We start from the raw sequence: 17212 nt of genomic DNA on the forward strand, positions 1-17212 counted from the left end.
TAGCGGCCGACCCTATCTGCGCCTTGTGCCCGGCTCACGCGCCGGGTCTACTTCAGATAGTAGCGGTAAAAGCACCTCGCGTGCCGCGCCGGTACGCTTAATGCATGGCTACTATTTTTGTGCGGTGCGACGACGCAACCGCGCCCACGCTCACGTTCGATACTCAGGCCGGTGGAGCGAATGCAGCCCCGTTCGGGGAAGGCGATGTGCTCCTCGATATTTCCTGGTCTTCCCTCAATTACAAAGACGCACTCTGTCTGAAAGGCGACCGGGGTGTGGCCCGCATCAGCCCGCTTATCCCCGGCATTGACGCGGTGGGGACGGTGCGGGAAGCCGGCCCGGATAGCCCGGTGCGCCCGGGGCAGCTGGTCACTGTGAACGGGGCGGGTCTGGGCGAATTCCGGCACGGGGGCTACACCCCGCAGCTGCGGGTGCCCGGAGATGCCTGCGTGCCGGTGCCGGAAGTGTTCAGCGCCGCGCAGGCGGCAGCCCTGGGAACGGCCGGGTATACGGTGGCGCTGTGCGTGCTAGCGCTTAGTGATCACGCGGTGGCGCACGACGGCCCCGTTGTGGTGACCGGGGCGAGCGGCGGGGTGGGCAGTATCGCGCTCCATCTCCTCGCGCGGCTCGGCTACGAAACGGTGGCGCTCACCGGGCGGGCGGAGCGCTTCGGGGATTTCCTGCGCGGGCTCGGGGCAAGCGAGGTGCTTGAGCGCTCGGAATTTGAGGAGCCTTCCGCGCGCCCTCTCCAGAAGGCCCGCTTCGCGGGCGGGGTGGATGCCGTGGGCGGGCAGGTGCTCGCGAATCTACTGGCGCAAACCCGCTGGGGCGGGACGGTGGCTGCCTGCGGCCTGGCTGGCGGAACCGCACTACCCACCACGGTACTACCCTTTATTTTGCGGGGCATCACCCTGGCCGGGGTGGATTCAGTGCGGGCCCCGCGGGCGCTGCGCCTGCGCGCCTGGAAACTGCTGGCCGAGCACGTGGACACGAGCGTGCTCGATTCTCTCACCCACGTGATTGAGCTGGCTGATGTTCCCGCAGCTGGGCGCGAGCTGCTCGCCGGCCAGCGTTACGGGCGCACGGCGGTGCGGATCAACCTGTAGCGGGTAAAATAACTAAATATGATTGACCAGCGCACTGAAGGCTCAAAGGTTTCTATTATTGGCGCCGGGGCGGTGGGGACTTCCCTCGCCTACGCAATGCTCATCAAAGGCGTCGCCCGGCATGTTGTTCTCCAAGATATCAACGCACAAAAAGTACATGCCGAAGCCCTCGATCTTATGCACGGCGGCCAGTTCATGCCGACCGCCAAAATTGAGGGCACCGATAACGTGGAGGCCACCGCGGATTCCGATGTCATCGTGATTACCGCCGGGGCGCGCCAGCGGCCGGGCCAGTCCCGCCTGGACCTTGCGGGCGCGAGTGTGGCGATGATGCGCTCCATTGTTCCCCCGCTGGTCGAGCTCTCCCCCAACGCGATTTTCGTCATCGTCGCCAATCCTGTGGACGTGGTCACCCAAGCCGTCCTTAAAATCTCCGGGCTGCCGCCCGCACGCGTTTTCGGGACCGGTACTGTGCTGGATTCTTCGCGGCTGCGCCAGCTTATTTCGCAGAAGTTCCACGTGGCAACCTCGAATGTGCATGCTTATATGTGCGGCGAACACGGGGATTCCGAGACTCCCATGTGGTCGATGGCCTCGATTTCCACGGTGCCGATCCGCGAATGGGAACTGCGTTCCGGCCCGGTCACCGATGAACTCCTCGACGGTATCGCCGACCGCGTCATCAACGCCGCCTACGAAGTGATCGAAGGGAAAGGCTCCACGAATTACGCCATCGGACTGGCGGCCTCCCGGATTATCCAGGCGGTGCTGCGCGACGAACGCGTGGTACTCTCTGTTTCCCGCCTCATGACCGGGTGGAACGGAATTTCCGGGGTGTGCATGTCCGTGCCCACCATCGTGGGGGCGCGCGGCGCGATCCGGCAGATCGATATGAAACCATCAGATGCGGAACTGGAATCCCTACGGGCCAGCGCCGCGCAGATCCGTGAAGCGCTCTCGAACCTCGAGGGTATGGGCGACGACGCCTGAGCCTAGCGGCAGGAGGGACTGTGGCGCGCACGGGTGCGGCGAGCATCGCGGACCTGAGCCGGCCGGCCGATGAGCTGGCCCCGCTGCTGCTGGGCGCGGTGATAGGCGACGGCGCCGTGGCGGTGCGCCTGACCGAGGTGGAAGCCTACCTCGGGGCGGAGGATCCTGCCTCGCATGCTTTCGCCGGGCCCACCCCGCGCGCCCGCGTTATGTTCGGGCCACCCGCCCACCTTTATGTCTACCTCAGCTACGGCATCCATCGCATCGGCAATATCGTGTGCGGGCCGGATGGCCAGGCCAGCGCGGTGCTTTTGCGCGCCGGGGAGGTTGTGGCCGGGCTGGAGGAAGCCCTGCGGCGCCGAACCCGGCCAGGCGCCGCTCCGCCCGCGCGCCAGGCCCTGGCGCGCGGGCCGGGCAACGTGGGCCAGGTCCTCGGTTTGGATACTTCCATGAGCGGGCTGCCGCTTACGGTGCGGGATGCGGATGGCGGGGTGCTCGATCCTGCCATCACTCCCGATCCCGCCGGATTATCGGAGCGGTGCCTGTGGCTGGAGTTGCCACCGGCGCCGCTACCCTACCGGGTGGGTCCCCGCATTGGGATTTCCCGCAATACAGATGCGCCTTTGCGCTTCTGGCTGCCCGGGGATCCCACCGTGAGTGGGCGGCGTTGAGAAAGCACCCATCCTGAAGAGATCCCCCCCGGGTGCGCCGGATCCGGAGGGAGGCCCGGCTTGCGCATTAGGATCGCTGGGCCAGCAGAAAGACCGCGACGGAGCGCGCTGGCACAGTAACGGTGCCGCCGATAAGCGTGGCGGCGCGAACTGCGTCGTCGTACCCATGACGCTGAATGGGCGACAGCGCGTAGGTTTCCGTGACGCCCTCGATTTTTTCCGTGATGGGGCGCGGGGAGGCGTTGAAGGCGATGATGATGCCGTCGAGCTGCGGGTCGATATCCGGGCCGGCGGTATCGTCGATGCGCATAATGATGAGGCCGGGGGTGGCGCCCGGCCCACCGTTGGGGAAAGTGACTTTCGCGCGGATGAGCTCCGCGCTCCCCAGGGTGAGAAGCGGGCTGGAGTGGCGCAGGCGCAGCAGGTCGCGGGCGATGGCGGCCGCGCGGGCGATCTGTTCCGGGCTGGGGCACAGCTCGGTGCGCGCCAGCAGCGGCCTCATGACCGGCCAGGATGCCTCGTTGCGGCTGGCGGGCGGGAGGCCCACCCCGAAATTATTACTCTGCCCGGAGAAATCCAGGCGGTTGAAATGGTCCCCGGAATTATAGGAATCCCGGTCCAGGGACTTCGAGCGGAGCAACTCGGTGCCCGCGTGCCAGAAAGCCGGGGCCTGCCCGAGCGCCACCGTGGCCAGGGAGAGCAGCGCCATCCGGATACGGTCATCGGTACTGAGGGAAAGCGGCAGTTTGTAAGCGCCACTATCCCACAGGGTTTCGTTATCATGCGCGTCCACGTAATTGACGGCTTCCTGGGGTTGGGAGGCGAAACCGGCGGGCCGTCCGCCGTAATCCAGCTCGGCTCCGCTTTTCCATTCCCCGGTGTGGGTGAGGAAACTAAAATCGCGCAGGGCCCCGGCCAGGGAGAGTTTGACCAGGTCGGTGGCGTACCCGAGGCGTTCGTGGTTCTCCTGCGGGGAGCACGGGCTGTGGCCATTCGGGTCGGTGAACAGGCCGGTGCCGTAGCCCTGATGGTGGCGTTTATCGGAATCGAAAGGCCCGCCACCGTTGAGGGCATCACGCAGGCGATCATTAAAAGCCCCGATACCGGTACCGTTCATCTCCAGCTGGGTGGCCTGGCGAAAACGCGCGTTATCGGCCACCTCCCCAAAATTCCAGCCCTCCCCGTAGAGGTAGATGCGCGCACCGTCAACGCCATCCCGCTCCACCGTCAGGGAATCGAGAGCGGCGCGCACCGCCTCCATATTCGCCCGCGAATGGTGGCCCATGAGATCGAAACGGAACCCGTCCACGCGATAGTGCTTGGCCCACAGCACCACCGCATCCACCATGAGTTTCTCCGCCATAAGATTTTCGGTCGCCACATTCGGGCAGCAGGTGGACGTAGCGATAGTGCCGCGCGCGTCCAGACGGTAATAATAACCGGGCACCACTTTATCGAGAACGGAGACGGCATCCCCGCCGGCTGCGGCCGTGTGGTTGTAGACCTGATCTAGTACGACGCCGAGGCCAGCCGCATGCAGCCCTCCCACCATGGCACGGAACTCTTTGATGCGTGCCCCGCCATTGAGCTCCACCGCGTAGCTACCTTCCGGTGCCAGGTAGTGGAACGGATCGTAGCCCCAGTTATAGGCATCGGAATCCGCCACCGCGCTCACGGCCTGCTGCTGGGCCGGGGAATCCGGGCCGGCCTGCGGGATGCGCGGGGTCTTCTGGTTCTCGGGGCGTTCGGGAATGGTGGCGATATCGAAGGTGGGGAGGAGGTGAACGGTGGTCATTCCGGCCTCGGCCAGGGCGCGCAGGTGGCGCATCCCGGCCGAGTCTGGCAGCGTGAAGGCACCGTATTTCCCGCGCAGGTGATTGGGAACGGTGGGATCCGACATTGAAAAATCCCGTACGTGCAGCTCATAGATAGTGTGGGCAGCCGGGTTGGTGAGGGTGCGCCGCGGGGCGGTGCGCCAGAGTTCTGGCTGGTAGGCCGGGTCGTCCAGGTCCACGAAAACGGCGCGCTCGGAATCCACCGTGAGGGCCACCGCGTAGGGGTCGGTCACCCGGTAGGTAACGACGGCGCCCATCACGGGATCAACCACCTCGACCTCAAAAAGATAGCTGGCGTTCTTCCAGGCCGGAGTACCGCTGGCGTGCCAGATACCCAGCTCATCGCGGGTCATGGCGTGCGTGGTGGTGCGCGCGGTGCCGGGGGCAGCGGTGCGCGCGGCGGAGTGGGTGGCGGAGTCAACGTCTTCGTGTGCATCCGCCACCTCGATACGAACCTGGCGGGCGGTGGGCGCCCACAGCGCTACCGCGGGCACATCCCCATCCCATGTCACCCCGAGGGCAGCCTGGCGGGCACCCGCGTAAAGATCATCAATCATCCCGGCAATCTGCACCCCGGTGAGAGCGCTGAGTTCCCCGGCACCGTTACGGCGCGCCACCAGAAGCTGCCCGCGCAGCGCCTCACGCAACTGGTGGGAGGGCACGCCGCTCAGGCGCAGCGCGGCATAGCCGGACAGGTGTGCGCGCGTGGAAATAGCCGCGGCCGGGATACCGTCCGGATCCACCGCGAGGGTGCAAAGCCGCTTGATGCCGAGCTGTTCTGAGCTCCTATCACCACGCTCCCGATCCCCGAGCGTGCCGGCTCCATCCGGGCAGGCCCACAGCTCAAAGCGGTCACCCTCCGCTATCTGCTCCGCGGGCCAGGCAAGCAAAGATCGGTTAACTGATGGAGCGAGGAACTCCCCGGAGCCGACTAGCGCCTCAGAACTCCAGTGGTGGGTCATGGTGATCTCCTGTGAGCGGCAATGCGCGGCCAGTTTATCCGGTGGCAGATCTCACTCACAAGGTGAACGCATCTCCGCACCGCTCGCCTCAAGAATTAATATGGGCGGCGAGGAGGCATCCGATATGACATCTGAATCCGAATCCGCATCTCACCCAGCGCCGGTAGCTGAGCCGGGCCCGGCACCGGACTCCAGCACGGAACCCGCTCCCCGCCTGGTGGTGGGCGCGGCCCTGGTTGCTGACCTCACCAACCCCAGCGGGGTCCTGGCCACCCAGCGCTCCTACCCCGAATGGGCGGACGGCCTGTGGGAATTCCCCGGCGGGAAAGTGGAACCCGGGGAAACCCCGCGCGAGGCGCTACACCGGGAAATTTCCGAGGAGCTGGGCTGCGGTATTGATATCGGTAGGCAGCTGGCCAATCCCGATAGCCCGGACGGCTCCTGGGATCTCAGTTCCGGGGAGCACAATACCGGGCTGCGGATGATGGTGTGGCTGGCGCGTCCCTTCGGGGAGATCACCCTGGGTCCGGCGCACCGTGATGCTCGCGTCCTCACCGCCGCCGAACTCGAGAGCGTGGAATGGCTGCCCGGGGATGTCCAGATTCTGCCCGTGCTGCGCGCCGCCCTGGGTGGGCGCTAACCGAAGGCGCGGTGCGGGCCGCGGTGGGCAGGCGCTTGAGCTGCGCCGTCGTTCCTAAGATGACGCACGGCGCGCGGTGCCGTAACCTAGGAGGACGATCCCCAGCACAAGGAGAAGTCACGCATGAAACACGGCGCGCACGGCCCGGCGCGATGGCCGCTGTATTTCTTGCTCTTCGCCGCTGCCGTTCTCGCGGGCGTGCTCGCCCTAGTGGGAGTCTCGTATTTTTCTGGCGACGACGCCGCCGTGCCCGCGCCCACCACCGCGGGCCCCGAACCCGGGCGCAGCGCCTCCGCTAATCTCACCCAGCTGCGCAACCAGGTCCAGGAACTGAGCGCGGGAACCTGCCCGAATCCCGATACCGCTGCGGCTATTCTGGCCGATTACGCGAGCGCGGCGGCCGCGGGCGGCACGTACACCGCGGAGGCACCGCTCCTCAGCGAAGCTCTGCGCACCCTCTCCTCCAGCTGCGGGGCGGATTACACCGTGAGCTTGAGCGCGGCACTTGGCGATACTGCCGCCCCGGCGGATTTCCAATCTTTCGCGGCCTCGCGCCAGTGGTGGAAGCTGGTGCGCCCCGCCCCGCCGGAAGCCACCCGCCTGGAATCTTTCACCACCCCCATGAATAACGTGCGCTGTTCCCTCGACGAGAAAGCCGTCAATTGCACGATTTTCACCTATGACTACGTTTCCCCGCCCGGCTGCGAAGGCGAACCTGCCAATTACACCGTGGGTCTGACGGGCACCACCACCGCCGGGTGTTCCACCCAGGTGAGCACCGCCAAAGAGGTGCCCTACGGCAGCGTGGTAGCCGCGCACGGCTTCGCCTGCACCGCCGACCAATACGCCGGCATTTCCTGCTGGTCGGAGTTGACCGGCCACGGGTTTACGGTGCGGCGGGCCGCCGAAGAATTGTTCTAGCTGCCCCGTGCCAGCTGACCGTAACGGGTGCCTTGAAGCGGCAGCGTCGGGATCCTAGCTGCGGGCCAGCGCGCGCACGGCGGCAAGCACCCGGGTGCTACCTTCCGGTTCGGCCACGCTCACGCGCACCCCTTCGCCGAGCACCCGCACCAGTACCCCGGCATCCATACACGCATCCTCGAAACGCGCGGCGCTCACCCCGTGGCGAGCCAGTTCAGCCGCGGACATCCACAGGAAATTCGCGTGGGAGGTAGGCGTGTGCCAGTCGGCCCGGGAGAGCTGCTCGGCCAGTTCATCGCGGGCGCCGGCGAGCTGCGCGGCGCGTTCCAGCACGATATCCGCTTCGCTGAGAGCCGCCTGGCCGGCCACCTGAGCGAGACGATTCACGCCGAAAGGCGTGGCGATACGGCGCAGCGGTTCGGCCAGCGCGGGGCTGGTGAGCAGGTAGCCCAGCCGCAGCCCGGCCAGCGCAAAAGCCTTGGAAAAAGTGCGGGCCACCGCCACATTCGGGTACTGGCGCGCCAGTTCCTTACCGTTTTGTACGACGGCGCGGCTCGCCTGGCTCTCACCTACCGCGGGAGCGAAGTGGATATAGGCCTCGTCAAGGAGTATCGGAATGCGGGCGGGGACCCGGCTCAGGAAGCTAGCGAGCTCGGCGTGCGGAATGGTGGTTCCGGTGGGATTATTGGGCGAACACAGGAGGATAGCGCGGGTATTTTCCGTGATGGCGGCGACCATGGCTTCCAGGTCATGGGTGCCATCCGCGCGCAGCGGCACGCCCACGAAGCGCCCGCCCGCGGCAATGGTGGCGATGGGGTAGGCCTCGAAAGAGCGCCACGGGCTGACTACTTCGCCGCCCGGGGTGACCACGGCTTGCAGGAATTTTTCGATGAGGGCGGTGGAACCATTGCCCACCACGATGCCGGACGGATCCCAGTTCTCATAGGCCGCGAGCGCGGCGGTGAGCTGCGCGCAGGACATATCGGGATAGCGATTGAGCTCCCCACCCTGATCAACCGCGGCCGCGAGCGCGGCGGCCACCGCCGGGGTGGGCGGGAAAGGTACTTCGTTGCTGGAGAGCTTGACGCTATCGGCATTGCGGGGGCGTTTCCCGGCAACGTAGCTGGGCAGATCGGCTAATTCGGGGCGGAACCATTGCATTCTTCTATTGTGCACCATCACCGCGAGCCACCCCGGGGCCGTTCCGCGCCGCCCGCGCACCGGTGCCTCCATGCTGCGCACCGTGTCCGCCCGCACCGTGCTCCGTCCCCGCGCACCGTTATCCGGAACGGTGCGCCACTCCGCACGGGGCGCCGTAGGATGCGGGTATGGAGACCTTTGCGAAAACCGGCGATCCGGCCGAGATCTGGGGTGAGGCGCTTTCGCTGGCGGAGCTGGCCGAGGCCACGCCGAGTGGTGGGGCGCCCGTCGTGGCGCTGCTATCCACCGCCGCGGATCACGACCGCGGTATCTTGCGCGAGGAGCGCTTGCGCTCCGTGCGCCCCACCGCGGTGGCCGCCCGGGAATTCGGGGCGCGCCTGGCCCGCACCCACGCCTGGGATCCCACCGGGCACCGGATTTTCGGGCAGGCTCCCGGCGGCGCGGCGGATCCCTCCACCGCTCACCGCTCCCGACCGATCCGGCTGGGCTCCTGGGATTTACCGGTGGTACCGGCGAATTCTCCTGCGCGCAGCTTCGGGGAGTTCTACGCCGCGGATCGCATCGAACCCTATCTGCGCCCCGCCCGCGATAACGGGGCGCTGGAGGCGAGCGGCTCCCGCGCACTGGAGCAATTATGTGAACGCCTACGGACCGGCGCTTTCGATAGTCCCCAACCGGCCCTGGTGCGTAGCCCGGCCGCTCTGCTCCACGGTGATTTGTGGAGCGGCAATGTGATGTGGACGGAGCGCGGCGGGGTGCTTATCGACCCGGTTTCCCACGGCGGGCACGCGGAAACCGACCTGGCCACCCTCACGGTCTTCCGCGCTCCTTTCGTGGAGGACATCTACGCCGGCTATAACGAGGTATCCCCGCTTGCCTCCGGGTGGCAGCACCGCATCGGCCTGCACAGCCTCCATATTCTTATCCTCCACGCCGCGCTGTTCGGCGGCTCCTACGGCGCGGAAACCCTGGCCGCCGCCCGGCCCTACCTCTAAGCTCGGCTAGCCGGACGTGCGTATCTCGCCGGCGCTGGGCGCAGCGGTACATGGCGTGCGGTTCTGCTAGCGGCACGCGGATCTGCCAGAATAGAGCTATGAGTGAGCAGCGCGCGCCAGAATCAACTTCCACATCCACCCCCGTCCCGAATATTTCCGGGCAGCTTTCCCCCCTAGATGGCCGCTACGCCAGCGCCACCGCCCCGCTGCAGCCCTACCTGTGCGAGGCCGCGCTCAACCGCTACCGAATTCACGTGGAAGTCGAATGGTTGATTTTCCTGTGCGAACGCGCGGTGATTCCCGGGGTGGGGGCGCTGCCCGACAGCGCCGTCGTATATTTGCGGTCGCTTCCTGAAAAGTTCGACGACGCCGCGGCACGCGAGCTGGCTATCATCGAGGCGGAAACACGGCACGATGTCAAAGCTGTCGAATACTTCATCAAGAAGCGTATGGACGTAGGCGGGCTGGGTCACCTGCGCGAGATGGTCCATATTTTCTGCACCTCGGAAGATATTAATAGCCTGGCCTGGGCGCTGGGCGTGCGTGACGCGGTGCGCCGCTGCTGGTTGCCGCGCGCCTGGGGCCTGGTTTCAGATCTGAGCGAGCTGGCCCGCACCCACGCGGAGCTACCCATGCTGGCCCACACCCACGGGCAGCCGGCCTCGCCCACCACCGTTGGCAAAGAGCTCGCCGTTTTCGCGCACCGCCTGCACCGTTCCCTGCGCCGGGTGGAAGCCGCCGAATATTATGGGAAATTCTCCGGGGCCACCGGGACTTTTTCCGCGCACGCCACCGCGATTCCAGAGGCAAACTGGCCGGGACTGGCCCGCGATTTTGTGGAATCCTTAGGGCTGACCTGGAATCCGCTCACCACCCAGATTGAATCCTATGATGCGCTCGCCGATCTTTTCGACGATATCGCGCACGTCAATCGCATCGCCCATAATCTCGCCACCGATATGTGGACCTATATTTCCCTGGATTATTTCCATCAGAACCTGGCGGCGCAGGGCTCGACCGGCTCCTCGACAATGCCGCATAAGGTCAATCCCATTCGCTTCGAAAATGCGGAAGCGAATCTTGAGATCAGCTCCGGGCTTTTCGGGGTGCTCAGCCAGACTCTGGTGACCTCCCGGATGCAGCGCGATCTCACCGATTCCTCCACGAAACGCAATATCGGGGTGGCGCTCGGGCATTCCTACCTGGCCCTCGATAATTTGCGGCGCGGGCTGGCCGGGGTGGACCCCAATCCCGCCAAGCTCGCAGCGGATCTGGACGCGAATTGGGAGGTGCTGGGCGAACCGATCCAGCAGGCCATGCGGGCCGCGGCCCTGGGCGGTGCTGAGCATTTGGAAGATCCTTACGAGCGGCTCAAGGCGCTGACCCGCGGGAGGAAAGTCACCGCGGCAGATATGCGGGAATTTATAGCGGGCTTGGGTTTGCCAAAGGATATCGAGGAACGTCTTCTTGCTCTCACTCCGGCCGGGTACACCGGCCTAGCTGCCCGCCTCGTGGATTTCCTGGAGGACACGCCCGGGACCGCAGCCAGCTAAGCCTGCTAAGGTAGCCGGCAGGCCGCGCGGCAGCGCGGCGGCGTCGTCGTAACAAATACGGCATATATGCCGCACTTCGCGGCGTTCGCAACCGGAGGAGAAGCGTGAACGTAGCAGCATGGACGAGTGTCCTGGCGACCGCACCGGCGCCGGGCGGTGACCCGGGCGCGATGGGCGGGATCACCGGCTGGGTGGTCAGTGTGATGGACGCTATCGGCGGGTTCGGGGCGGCGCTTCTTATTGCGCTGGAAAATATTTTTCCGCCGCTGCCTTCCGAGGTGATTTTGCCGCTGGCCGGGTTCACGGCCTCCTCCCCCACCTCGAATATGACGCTTATCGGCGCGATTCTGTGGTGTACCGCAGGTTCGCTGGCGGGGGCCTGGCTGCTGTACGGGCTGGGCGCCTGGCTCGGGCGGGAACGCACCCGCAAAATTCTGCTGTGGTTCCCGCTCACCAAACAATCCGATGTGGATAAAACCGAGGCCTGGTTCGATAAGCACGGCAGTTGGACCGTGTTCTTCGGGCGCATGGTACCGATTTTCCGCTCCCTTATTTCACTTCCCGCCGGCGTGACGAATATGGGGATGCTGAAATTTACCGCGCTGACGGCGGTGGGCTCGGCGATCTGGAATACGATTCTGATTTACGCCGGTTACCTGCTCGGTGCGAATTGGACCATCGTGGAAGATTACGTCGGGATTTTCGCGAAGATCGTGGCGGTGGTCTGCCTGGTGATCGCGGTGGGATGGATTATTCACCGCGTGGTTGTGAACCGGCGCGGACGTTAGAAAGTGGAACCCTCAAGCAATTTCGGCTAAAAGTAGCGTAGAAGTCCGGCTAAAAGTAGGATAGAAACCCGGCTAATGGTAGCGTAGGGCGCCTGCTAACGGTAGGACAGCACTGCAAATGCCTCTCCGGGGTATGCGAATCTGGGCATATTTTGTGTCGGGGCCCTACGTTAGGATTGCCCCATGGAGATGATGGAGCGGGCTGAACACAGGCGTGATGCCGCTCTAGCCTGCCTGGATTCCGCCGAACAAGCAGCGCGCGGGCAGTTCTTCACCCCGCCGGCCGTTGCTGACATCATGGCACGGATGGCGCGGATGTCGCATTTGCCGGAATCTGGCGTGATCCGAATCCTTGATCCCGGTGCAGGAACCGGAATGCTCAGCGTTGCGGTGGCTAGTTATCTGCGCGCGGCCCACCCGAATCTCACGCTTGAGATCACCGCGGTTGAGAACGATCCAGTTCTTCTCCCCGCGCTGAGGGAAGCCCTGGCGGACTGCGCACACTTGGGTGCCACGGTCACGCTTGTGCCGGAAAATTACATCGAATGGGCTGCGCGTGCGGGGCAATATTTCGATCTCATTATTCAGAATCCTCCGTATCACAAACTCCGCGTGGGCAGCCCGGATGATGTAGCGCTGCGCGCGCATGGAATCCAGGTTCCTAACGTGTATGCGGCCTTCATGGCACTGGGAATTCGCCAATTGACGCCACGGGGCCAGATGGTGGTTATTTCGCCACGCTCGTGGATGAATGGCACCTACTATTCACGCTTCCGTAAGGATCTCGCCAGCAGGGTTTCCCTTGACGCCATTCACATCTTCGAGTCCCGCTCCCTGATTTTTGGGGATATGGATGTCCTGCAAGAGTCGATCATTATGTGTGTGAGCGCGGGAATCCAAGAGAATCGGATCCTCATCCGTTCTTCCATGGATGCTTACGCTCCGGTTCGTGAACGTACCGTATCAGCCGCGGAGGTCATCCGGTCCAACGCTATTTTTGTGCCGGCCTCGCAAAGCGATAGCGATGCGGTTTCCTGGATGGAAAGTTTCCCCTATACCCTGGCCGATCTTGGACTCAGTGTTTCAACTGGCAAGGTGGTTGGTTTTCGCCGCAAAGAAATAGTGCATCCCAATCCCAACCTTCACTCTCAACGCTTGATCTACCCGGCGAATATCGTCGATCACCGGGTTGTTCATCCGCGAGCCACACTGTCGAAGCCGCAGTGGATTAACCCGGTAGATAGTGCCGGGCTAAAACTGCTATGCCCAGCCGGCAGCTATGTGCTGGTAAAAAGATTCTCCTCCAAAGAAGAAGCGCGCAGGATTATATCGGCCGTTTGGACCAGCGCAGAACCCTCGGCTTTTGACAATAAGCTCAATTACATCCACGAATCCGGTGGCGGCCTCGATCCGGTGCTGGCCCGCGGGATCGCACTCTGGCTTAACTCCCCGCAGATTGATGCCTACTTCCGTGTTTTCAGTGGCCATACTCAAGTAAATGCCACCGATCTGCGCCTCCTGAAATTCCCAGACCGCCATGCGCTGACCACCCTTGCCCGGCAGAACGGCAATCCAGCGCTGAACGTACAGCACTTATGTGACGGGAGCGTAAAAGCAGCATGAGTACTTTAGAAGAAGCGCGCGCCATCTTGAGGGCTCTGGAATTCGACGACAAGCGCACAAACGCCATGTCCGGGCGTGCGCTCATGGCATTAGCCGGTGTAGATGCACACACACCCTGGGTAAAGGCAACCACCAAGAGGATGGGCGTGCGAGCCATCCTGGACTGGATGCGCGAAAAACTTGACTATCCGATTGCTGAAAACTCACGTGAAACAGTACGTAGGTTTGTTCTGCACCAGTTCATTGAGGCAGGATTTTGTCTTTATAACGACGACGATCCATCGCGCCCAACAAATTCGTCCCTGAATAACTACCGCCTCAACCCCGAAGCGGTACCTGCGATACGCCAATTCGGAACTCCTGATTTTGATGCTGCTGTTGCTGAGTACCTCGCCGATATGCCCGGGCTTGCTACGCGATATGCCCAAGCCAGAGAGCTCACTCGGATTCCTGTGACTCTCCCGAACGGAAAAGGCATAAGCCTCAAAGGTGGTGGGCAAAATACTCTCCTGAAAGCCATTGTTGAGGATTTCTGCGGCTTCTTCATTCCTGGCGGCGAAGTGTTGTACTTAGGAGATGCCGATTCGAAACTTCTGGTCTTCGACGAAGAGCGGCTGCGATTGCTCGGAGTTCAGCTCGATACACACGGAAAACTTCCCGATCTGATCGCCTATGACCCGGGTAAAAATTGGCTGTTCCTTATGGAAGCTGCTTCCACACACGGCCCGGTTGATCACACCCGCAAAAGCGAATTGTCACGACTTTTCGCCTCCTGTACAGCAGATCTCGTCTACGTATCCTGTTTTCCGGATTTAGTCACTATGCGCAGGTTCCTGACCGATCTTGCATGGGAAACAGAAGCGTGGGTCGCTACCGATCCAACGCATATGATTCATTTCAATGGCAAGCGATTCCTCGGGCCATACAATGAAACACATGGATAAAAACCACTCGAGCAGAAAGATTCGCCACTGCTGGGCTTGTGGATAAGCGGGAATAGCACCGCGTAGATTCGTGTTAAACCGGGTGCACCCCACCTCGGGGCCGAAGAAGGAGGCGCACCATGGCAACAGAAGAATTTGATCGCACTATCGAGCTGAAAGTCACCGGAATGAACTGCGAAAACTGCGTCAAACACGTGAGCGCAGAACTCGATGCTCTCCCGGATGTCAACAGCGTACTCGTCACCCTGAACCCGGAAGGCACCTCCTCGGTGCTCGTCTACACCCCGCATGATTTTTCCGACGAGGACCTCACAGCCGCGGTAGCCGAAGCCGGCGACTACACCGTGACCGAGATCATCCGCTAAATACCACTCGCTCGCACATATTTTTAGGCACCCGCTGCCGTGATAAGCACCCGCTACCGCGGACCACCACCCGCGGCAGCCCACCTAAGTGCGCCCACGTAAGGAGATTTTTCTGTGTCCGAGCCCCCACAGGCCGCAGCTGCGCCGTCGTTCCACACCGCACGGAACACCACGAGCACCGCGACCGAAAATCTTGACGCCGCCCCCGTTGCCGAAGTAAACCTCGCGATTTCCGGGATGACCTGCGCTTCCTGCGTGGCGCGCGTGGAAAAGAAACTCAATAAAATGCCCGGAGTACGCGCCTCCGTCAACCTCGCCACCGACGAAGCCCGCCTCGAACTCAGCGAAACCGGGGCGCAGCTGGAGACCGCCGATTTCCTCACCCAGGTGAGCGCGGCCGGATACGAAGCCCGGCTCATTTCCCGCACGGACCTCACCCCCACGGCCGGGAGCGGTACCACTACAAGCGCGGGCGCCCGCGCGGGCACTACCGATCCGCACGACGCCGCACACCCGGCCATCACCAACTCCAACACGCACGCCGAATCGGTTCGCGCAGCAGCCGCTACGCGTGAAGCAGCCGACGCCCAGGCAAGCGCCCGCATCGCCTCGCTGCGCCAGCGTTTCTGGATCTCGCTAGCCCTCTCTATCCCCGTGGTGGCGCTCTCCATGATCCCGGCCCTGCAATTCCCGTACTGGCAGTGGGTCATCGGCGCGCTCACCCTCCCGATCGCGCTCTGGTGCGGCTGGCCCTTCCACCGTTCGGCCGCCGCCGCGCTCCGCCACGGCTCCACCACCATGGACACGTTGATCTCACTAGGCACCCTGGCCTCGCTGGGCTGGTCCATCTGGGCGCTGCTGTGGGGCGGGGCCGGCGGCGCGAACTACCGCATGTCCATGACCGGGATTCACGCGCTCACCACCGGCGCCGCGCACGGCTCCCACGTGTATTTCGAAACCGCGGCCATGATCGTCACGTTCCTCCTGCTGGGGCGCTGGCTGGAGACCCGCTCGCGCCGCAGCGCGGGCGATGCACTGCGGTCCCTCCTCGCTTTAGGGGCCGACGACGCACGCCGGGTACGCACCGCTTCCGGCGCGGATGTTGATGAAATTATTCCTGCCAGCGACCTGGCCGTCGGGGACGAATTCCTCGTGGCCCCCGGCACGAAAATTGCGACCGACGGGGTGGTGGTCTCCGGGACTACCGCGGTGGATGCCAGCCTCCTCACCGGCGAATCCACCCCGATTGACGTGGGCCCGGGCGATAAAGTCACCGGGGCAACCCTCACCACCGCGGGCGCGATCCGGGTGCGGGCCACCCGGGTGGGCCGCGATACCACCCTGGCCCAGATGGGCCGCCTCCTCACCCGCGCACAATCCGGGAAAGCCCCCGTGCAGGCGCTGGCGGACCGGGTTTCCGCAGTATTTGTGCCCGCGGTTATCCTCATTGCGCTCGTAACGTTCGGGGTGCGCCTGGCGCTCGGTAACCCCCTCGATCTAGCCATCATGACCGCCATTACGGTGCTGGTGGTGGCCTGCCCTTGCGCTCTAGGCTTGGCCACTCCCACCGCTCTGATGGTGGGTTCCGGGCGGGCTAGCCAGCGCGGCATCCTTATCCACGGCCCGGAAACCCTGGAAAGCGCCCACAGCGTCAACACCATTATTCTGGATAAAACCGGCACCCTCACCACCGGAACCATGGCCGTGGACCGGGTGCTCCTCCCACCTGCCGGGGCACGTGGCGGTAGCGGCGCCGTCGCCGCTCATAAAGAAGCGCTTGCCCTGGCCGCGAGCGTGGAAAACTATTCCGAGCATCCTCTTGCCCGCGCCATCGTGGCCCGGGCCCGCGAGGAAGGCGTGGAGCTTAGCCCCGCCACCGATTTTGAGAATCTGGCCGGGCGGGGCGTGCGCGCCACCATCGGCGGGCAGCACTACTACGCGGCCTCGCCACGTGCCTTGCGCGAAGCCGGAGTGGATGTGTCCGGTTGGGAGAGCACGCTGGAAGAAGTCGCGAGCGGCGGGGCGTCCCTGGTGATGCTGGCGCGCGGCGATGAGGCGCTCGCCCTTATCACGGTGCGTGACCAGCTGCGCCCCGCCTCCGCCGCGGCCGTCGCCGAACTCAAAAACCTGGGCCTCACTCCTATTCTGGCCTCCGGGGATAACGCTGCCACCACGCGGGCGGTGGCCCGGGCCGCCGGAATCGAGGTCGTGCACGCCGAGGTTCTCCCCGCCGACAAGGTTCGGGTAGTGGAAGCGGCCCGCGCGGAGGGCCGGCGGGTTGCGATGGTCGGGGATGGGGTGAACGACGCCGCAGCTCTGGCCGCCGCGGACCTCTCCATCGCCATGGGCTCGGGCACGGACGTGGCCAAGGCCGCCTCCGATATCACCATCGTGAACTCCGATCTGCGCAATGTGGGAGCGGCGCTACGCATCTCCGCCGCCACCTTGCGGGTTATCCGCCAGAATCTGGCCTGGGCTTTCGGCTACAACCTCATTGCTATTCCGGCGGCGGTGGCCGGGATTATCCTGCCGGGTTTGGCCGCCGCGGCTATGGCTGCCAGCTCGGTTATCGTGGTGCTCAATTCGCTGCGGCTGCGCCGGGCTGAGTAGCCCTGCCGGGTCACAGGAGAAAGTACTACCCATCTACTAGACTGGGCT

At 64.2% G+C, this 17212-nt stretch carries 14 protein-coding genes; 12 read left to right on the plus strand and 2 right to left on the minus strand.

The genetic code is table 11. From position 1 onward, the window contains the following. The first annotated feature begins 104 nt into the window (after nucleotides 1-104). The 3 genes from HMPREF9237_RS01355 to HMPREF9237_RS01365 are packed head-to-tail and all read left to right on the plus strand — an operon-like array spanning nucleotide 105 to nucleotide 2767. Complete coding sequence (locus tag HMPREF9237_RS01355) at nucleotides 105-1106, plus strand: MDR family oxidoreductase (RefSeq protein WP_016441920.1); 1002 nt, start codon at nucleotides 105-107, stop codon at nucleotides 1104-1106. Nucleotides 1107-1124: 18 nt separating this feature from the next. Continuing rightward, nucleotides 1125-2096, plus strand: coding sequence for an L-lactate dehydrogenase (locus HMPREF9237_RS01360; RefSeq protein ID WP_016441921.1), 972 nt, complete (start codon nucleotides 1125-1127; stop codon nucleotides 2094-2096). A 20-nt stretch (nucleotides 2097-2116) separates the two neighbouring features. Continuing rightward, nucleotides 2117-2767, plus strand: a complete 651-nt coding sequence (locus tag HMPREF9237_RS01365; protein ID WP_016441922.1) for a DNA-3-methyladenine glycosylase — start codon at nucleotides 2117-2119, stop codon at nucleotides 2765-2767. Between the two features lie 67 nt (nucleotides 2768-2834). On the opposite strand, the gene pulA is transcribed toward HMPREF9237_RS01365, so the two are convergent. Beyond that, the gene (pulA, locus tag HMPREF9237_RS01370; RefSeq protein WP_016441923.1) at nucleotides 2835-5564 is read right to left on the minus strand and encodes a pullulanase-type alpha-1,6-glucosidase; all 2730 of its coding nucleotides are present in this window, start codon (nucleotides 5562-5564) and stop codon (nucleotides 2835-2837) included. Between the two features lie 124 nt (nucleotides 5565-5688). On the opposite strand from pulA, the gene HMPREF9237_RS01375 reads away from it, so the two are divergent. Further along, nucleotides 5689-6204: a (deoxy)nucleoside triphosphate pyrophosphohydrolase gene (locus HMPREF9237_RS01375; RefSeq protein WP_016441924.1), complete on the plus strand. Its 516-nt coding sequence runs from the start codon at nucleotides 5689-5691 to the stop codon at nucleotides 6202-6204. A gap of 123 nt (nucleotides 6205-6327) precedes the next feature. Then, nucleotides 6328-7125 carry a hypothetical protein gene (locus HMPREF9237_RS01380; RefSeq protein WP_016441925.1) on the plus strand — a complete coding sequence of 266 codons (798 nt, stop codon included), beginning with the start codon at nucleotides 6328-6330 and terminating at the stop codon, nucleotides 7123-7125. A gap of 54 nt (nucleotides 7126-7179) precedes the next feature. Here the strand turns inward: HMPREF9237_RS01380 and HMPREF9237_RS01385 are convergent, their stop codons facing one another. Beyond that, complete coding sequence (locus tag HMPREF9237_RS01385; protein ID WP_231366644.1) at nucleotides 7180-8286, minus strand: histidinol-phosphate transaminase; 1107 nt, start codon at nucleotides 8284-8286, stop codon at nucleotides 7180-7182. A gap of 167 nt (nucleotides 8287-8453) precedes the next feature. Between HMPREF9237_RS01385 and HMPREF9237_RS01390 the strand changes: the two genes are divergently transcribed. The 7 genes from HMPREF9237_RS01390 to HMPREF9237_RS01420 all read left to right on the plus strand — a co-directional run bounded on the left by HMPREF9237_RS01390 (nucleotide 8454) and on the right by HMPREF9237_RS01420 (nucleotide 17164). After that, complete coding sequence (locus tag HMPREF9237_RS01390; protein ID WP_016441927.1) at nucleotides 8454-9281, plus strand: fructosamine kinase family protein; 828 nt, start codon at nucleotides 8454-8456, stop codon at nucleotides 9279-9281. A 98-nt stretch (nucleotides 9282-9379) separates the two neighbouring features. Next, nucleotides 9380-10834, plus strand: a complete 1455-nt coding sequence (gene purB / locus HMPREF9237_RS01395) for an adenylosuccinate lyase (protein ID WP_016441928.1) — start codon at nucleotides 9380-9382, stop codon at nucleotides 10832-10834. A gap of 104 nt (nucleotides 10835-10938) precedes the next feature. Beyond that, nucleotides 10939-11622, plus strand: a complete 684-nt coding sequence (locus HMPREF9237_RS01400) for a DedA family protein (protein ID WP_016441929.1) — start codon at nucleotides 10939-10941, stop codon at nucleotides 11620-11622. 183 nt (nucleotides 11623-11805) lie between these two features. Further along, nucleotides 11806-13245 carry an Eco57I restriction-modification methylase domain-containing protein gene (locus tag HMPREF9237_RS01405; RefSeq protein ID WP_016441930.1) on the plus strand — a complete coding sequence of 480 codons (1440 nt, stop codon included), beginning with the start codon at nucleotides 11806-11808 and terminating at the stop codon, nucleotides 13243-13245. Next, a complete protein-coding gene (locus HMPREF9237_RS01410) occupies nucleotides 13242-14189 on the plus strand; it encodes a BsuBI/PstI family type II restriction endonuclease (protein WP_016441931.1) in 948 nt (315 codons plus the stop codon). Before HMPREF9237_RS01405 ends, HMPREF9237_RS01410 begins: the two co-directional genes overlap by 4 nt. A gap of 119 nt (nucleotides 14190-14308) precedes the next feature. Continuing rightward, nucleotides 14309-14554 (plus strand): heavy-metal-associated domain-containing protein, encoded by a 246-nt coding sequence (locus tag HMPREF9237_RS01415; protein ID WP_016441932.1) that lies wholly within the window; start codon nucleotides 14309-14311, stop codon nucleotides 14552-14554. Nucleotides 14555-14668: 114 nt separating this feature from the next. Then, nucleotides 14669-17164 carry a heavy metal translocating P-type ATPase gene (locus HMPREF9237_RS01420; protein ID WP_016441933.1) on the plus strand — a complete coding sequence of 832 codons (2496 nt, stop codon included), beginning with the start codon at nucleotides 14669-14671 and terminating at the stop codon, nucleotides 17162-17164. Nucleotides 17165-17212 lie beyond the last annotated feature (48 nt).

The sequence above is a fragment of the Actinotignum schaalii FB123-CNA-2 genome, from assembly GCF_000411135.1.
Taxonomy (GTDB): domain Bacteria; phylum Actinomycetota; class Actinomycetes; order Actinomycetales; family Actinomycetaceae; genus Actinotignum; species Actinotignum schaalii_A.

Coding starts and splice junctions, on each gene's coding strand:
- HMPREF9237_RS01355 (WP_016441920.1), top strand. CDS start 105: ATGGCTACTATTTTTGTGCGGTGCGACGACGCAACCGCGCCCACGCTC.
- HMPREF9237_RS01360 (WP_016441921.1), top strand. CDS start 1,125: ATGATTGACCAGCGCACTGAAGGCTCAAAGGTTTCTATTATTGGCGCC.
- pulA (WP_016441923.1), bottom strand. CDS start 5,564: ATGACCCACCACTGGAGTTCTGAGGCGCTAGTCGGCTCCGGGGAGTTC.
- HMPREF9237_RS01375 (WP_016441924.1), top strand. CDS start 5,689: ATGACATCTGAATCCGAATCCGCATCTCACCCAGCGCCGGTAGCTGAG.
- HMPREF9237_RS01380 (WP_016441925.1), top strand. CDS start 6,328: ATGAAACACGGCGCGCACGGCCCGGCGCGATGGCCGCTGTATTTCTTG.
- HMPREF9237_RS01385 (WP_231366644.1), bottom strand. CDS start 8,286: ATGCAATGGTTCCGCCCCGAATTAGCCGATCTGCCCAGCTACGTTGCC.
- HMPREF9237_RS01390 (WP_016441927.1), top strand. CDS start 8,454: ATGGAGACCTTTGCGAAAACCGGCGATCCGGCCGAGATCTGGGGTGAG.
- purB (WP_016441928.1), top strand. CDS start 9,380: ATGAGTGAGCAGCGCGCGCCAGAATCAACTTCCACATCCACCCCCGTC.
- HMPREF9237_RS01405 (WP_016441930.1), top strand. CDS start 11,806: ATGGAGATGATGGAGCGGGCTGAACACAGGCGTGATGCCGCTCTAGCC.
- HMPREF9237_RS01410 (WP_016441931.1), top strand. CDS start 13,242: ATGAGTACTTTAGAAGAAGCGCGCGCCATCTTGAGGGCTCTGGAATTC.
- HMPREF9237_RS01415 (WP_016441932.1), top strand. CDS start 14,309: ATGGCAACAGAAGAATTTGATCGCACTATCGAGCTGAAAGTCACCGGA.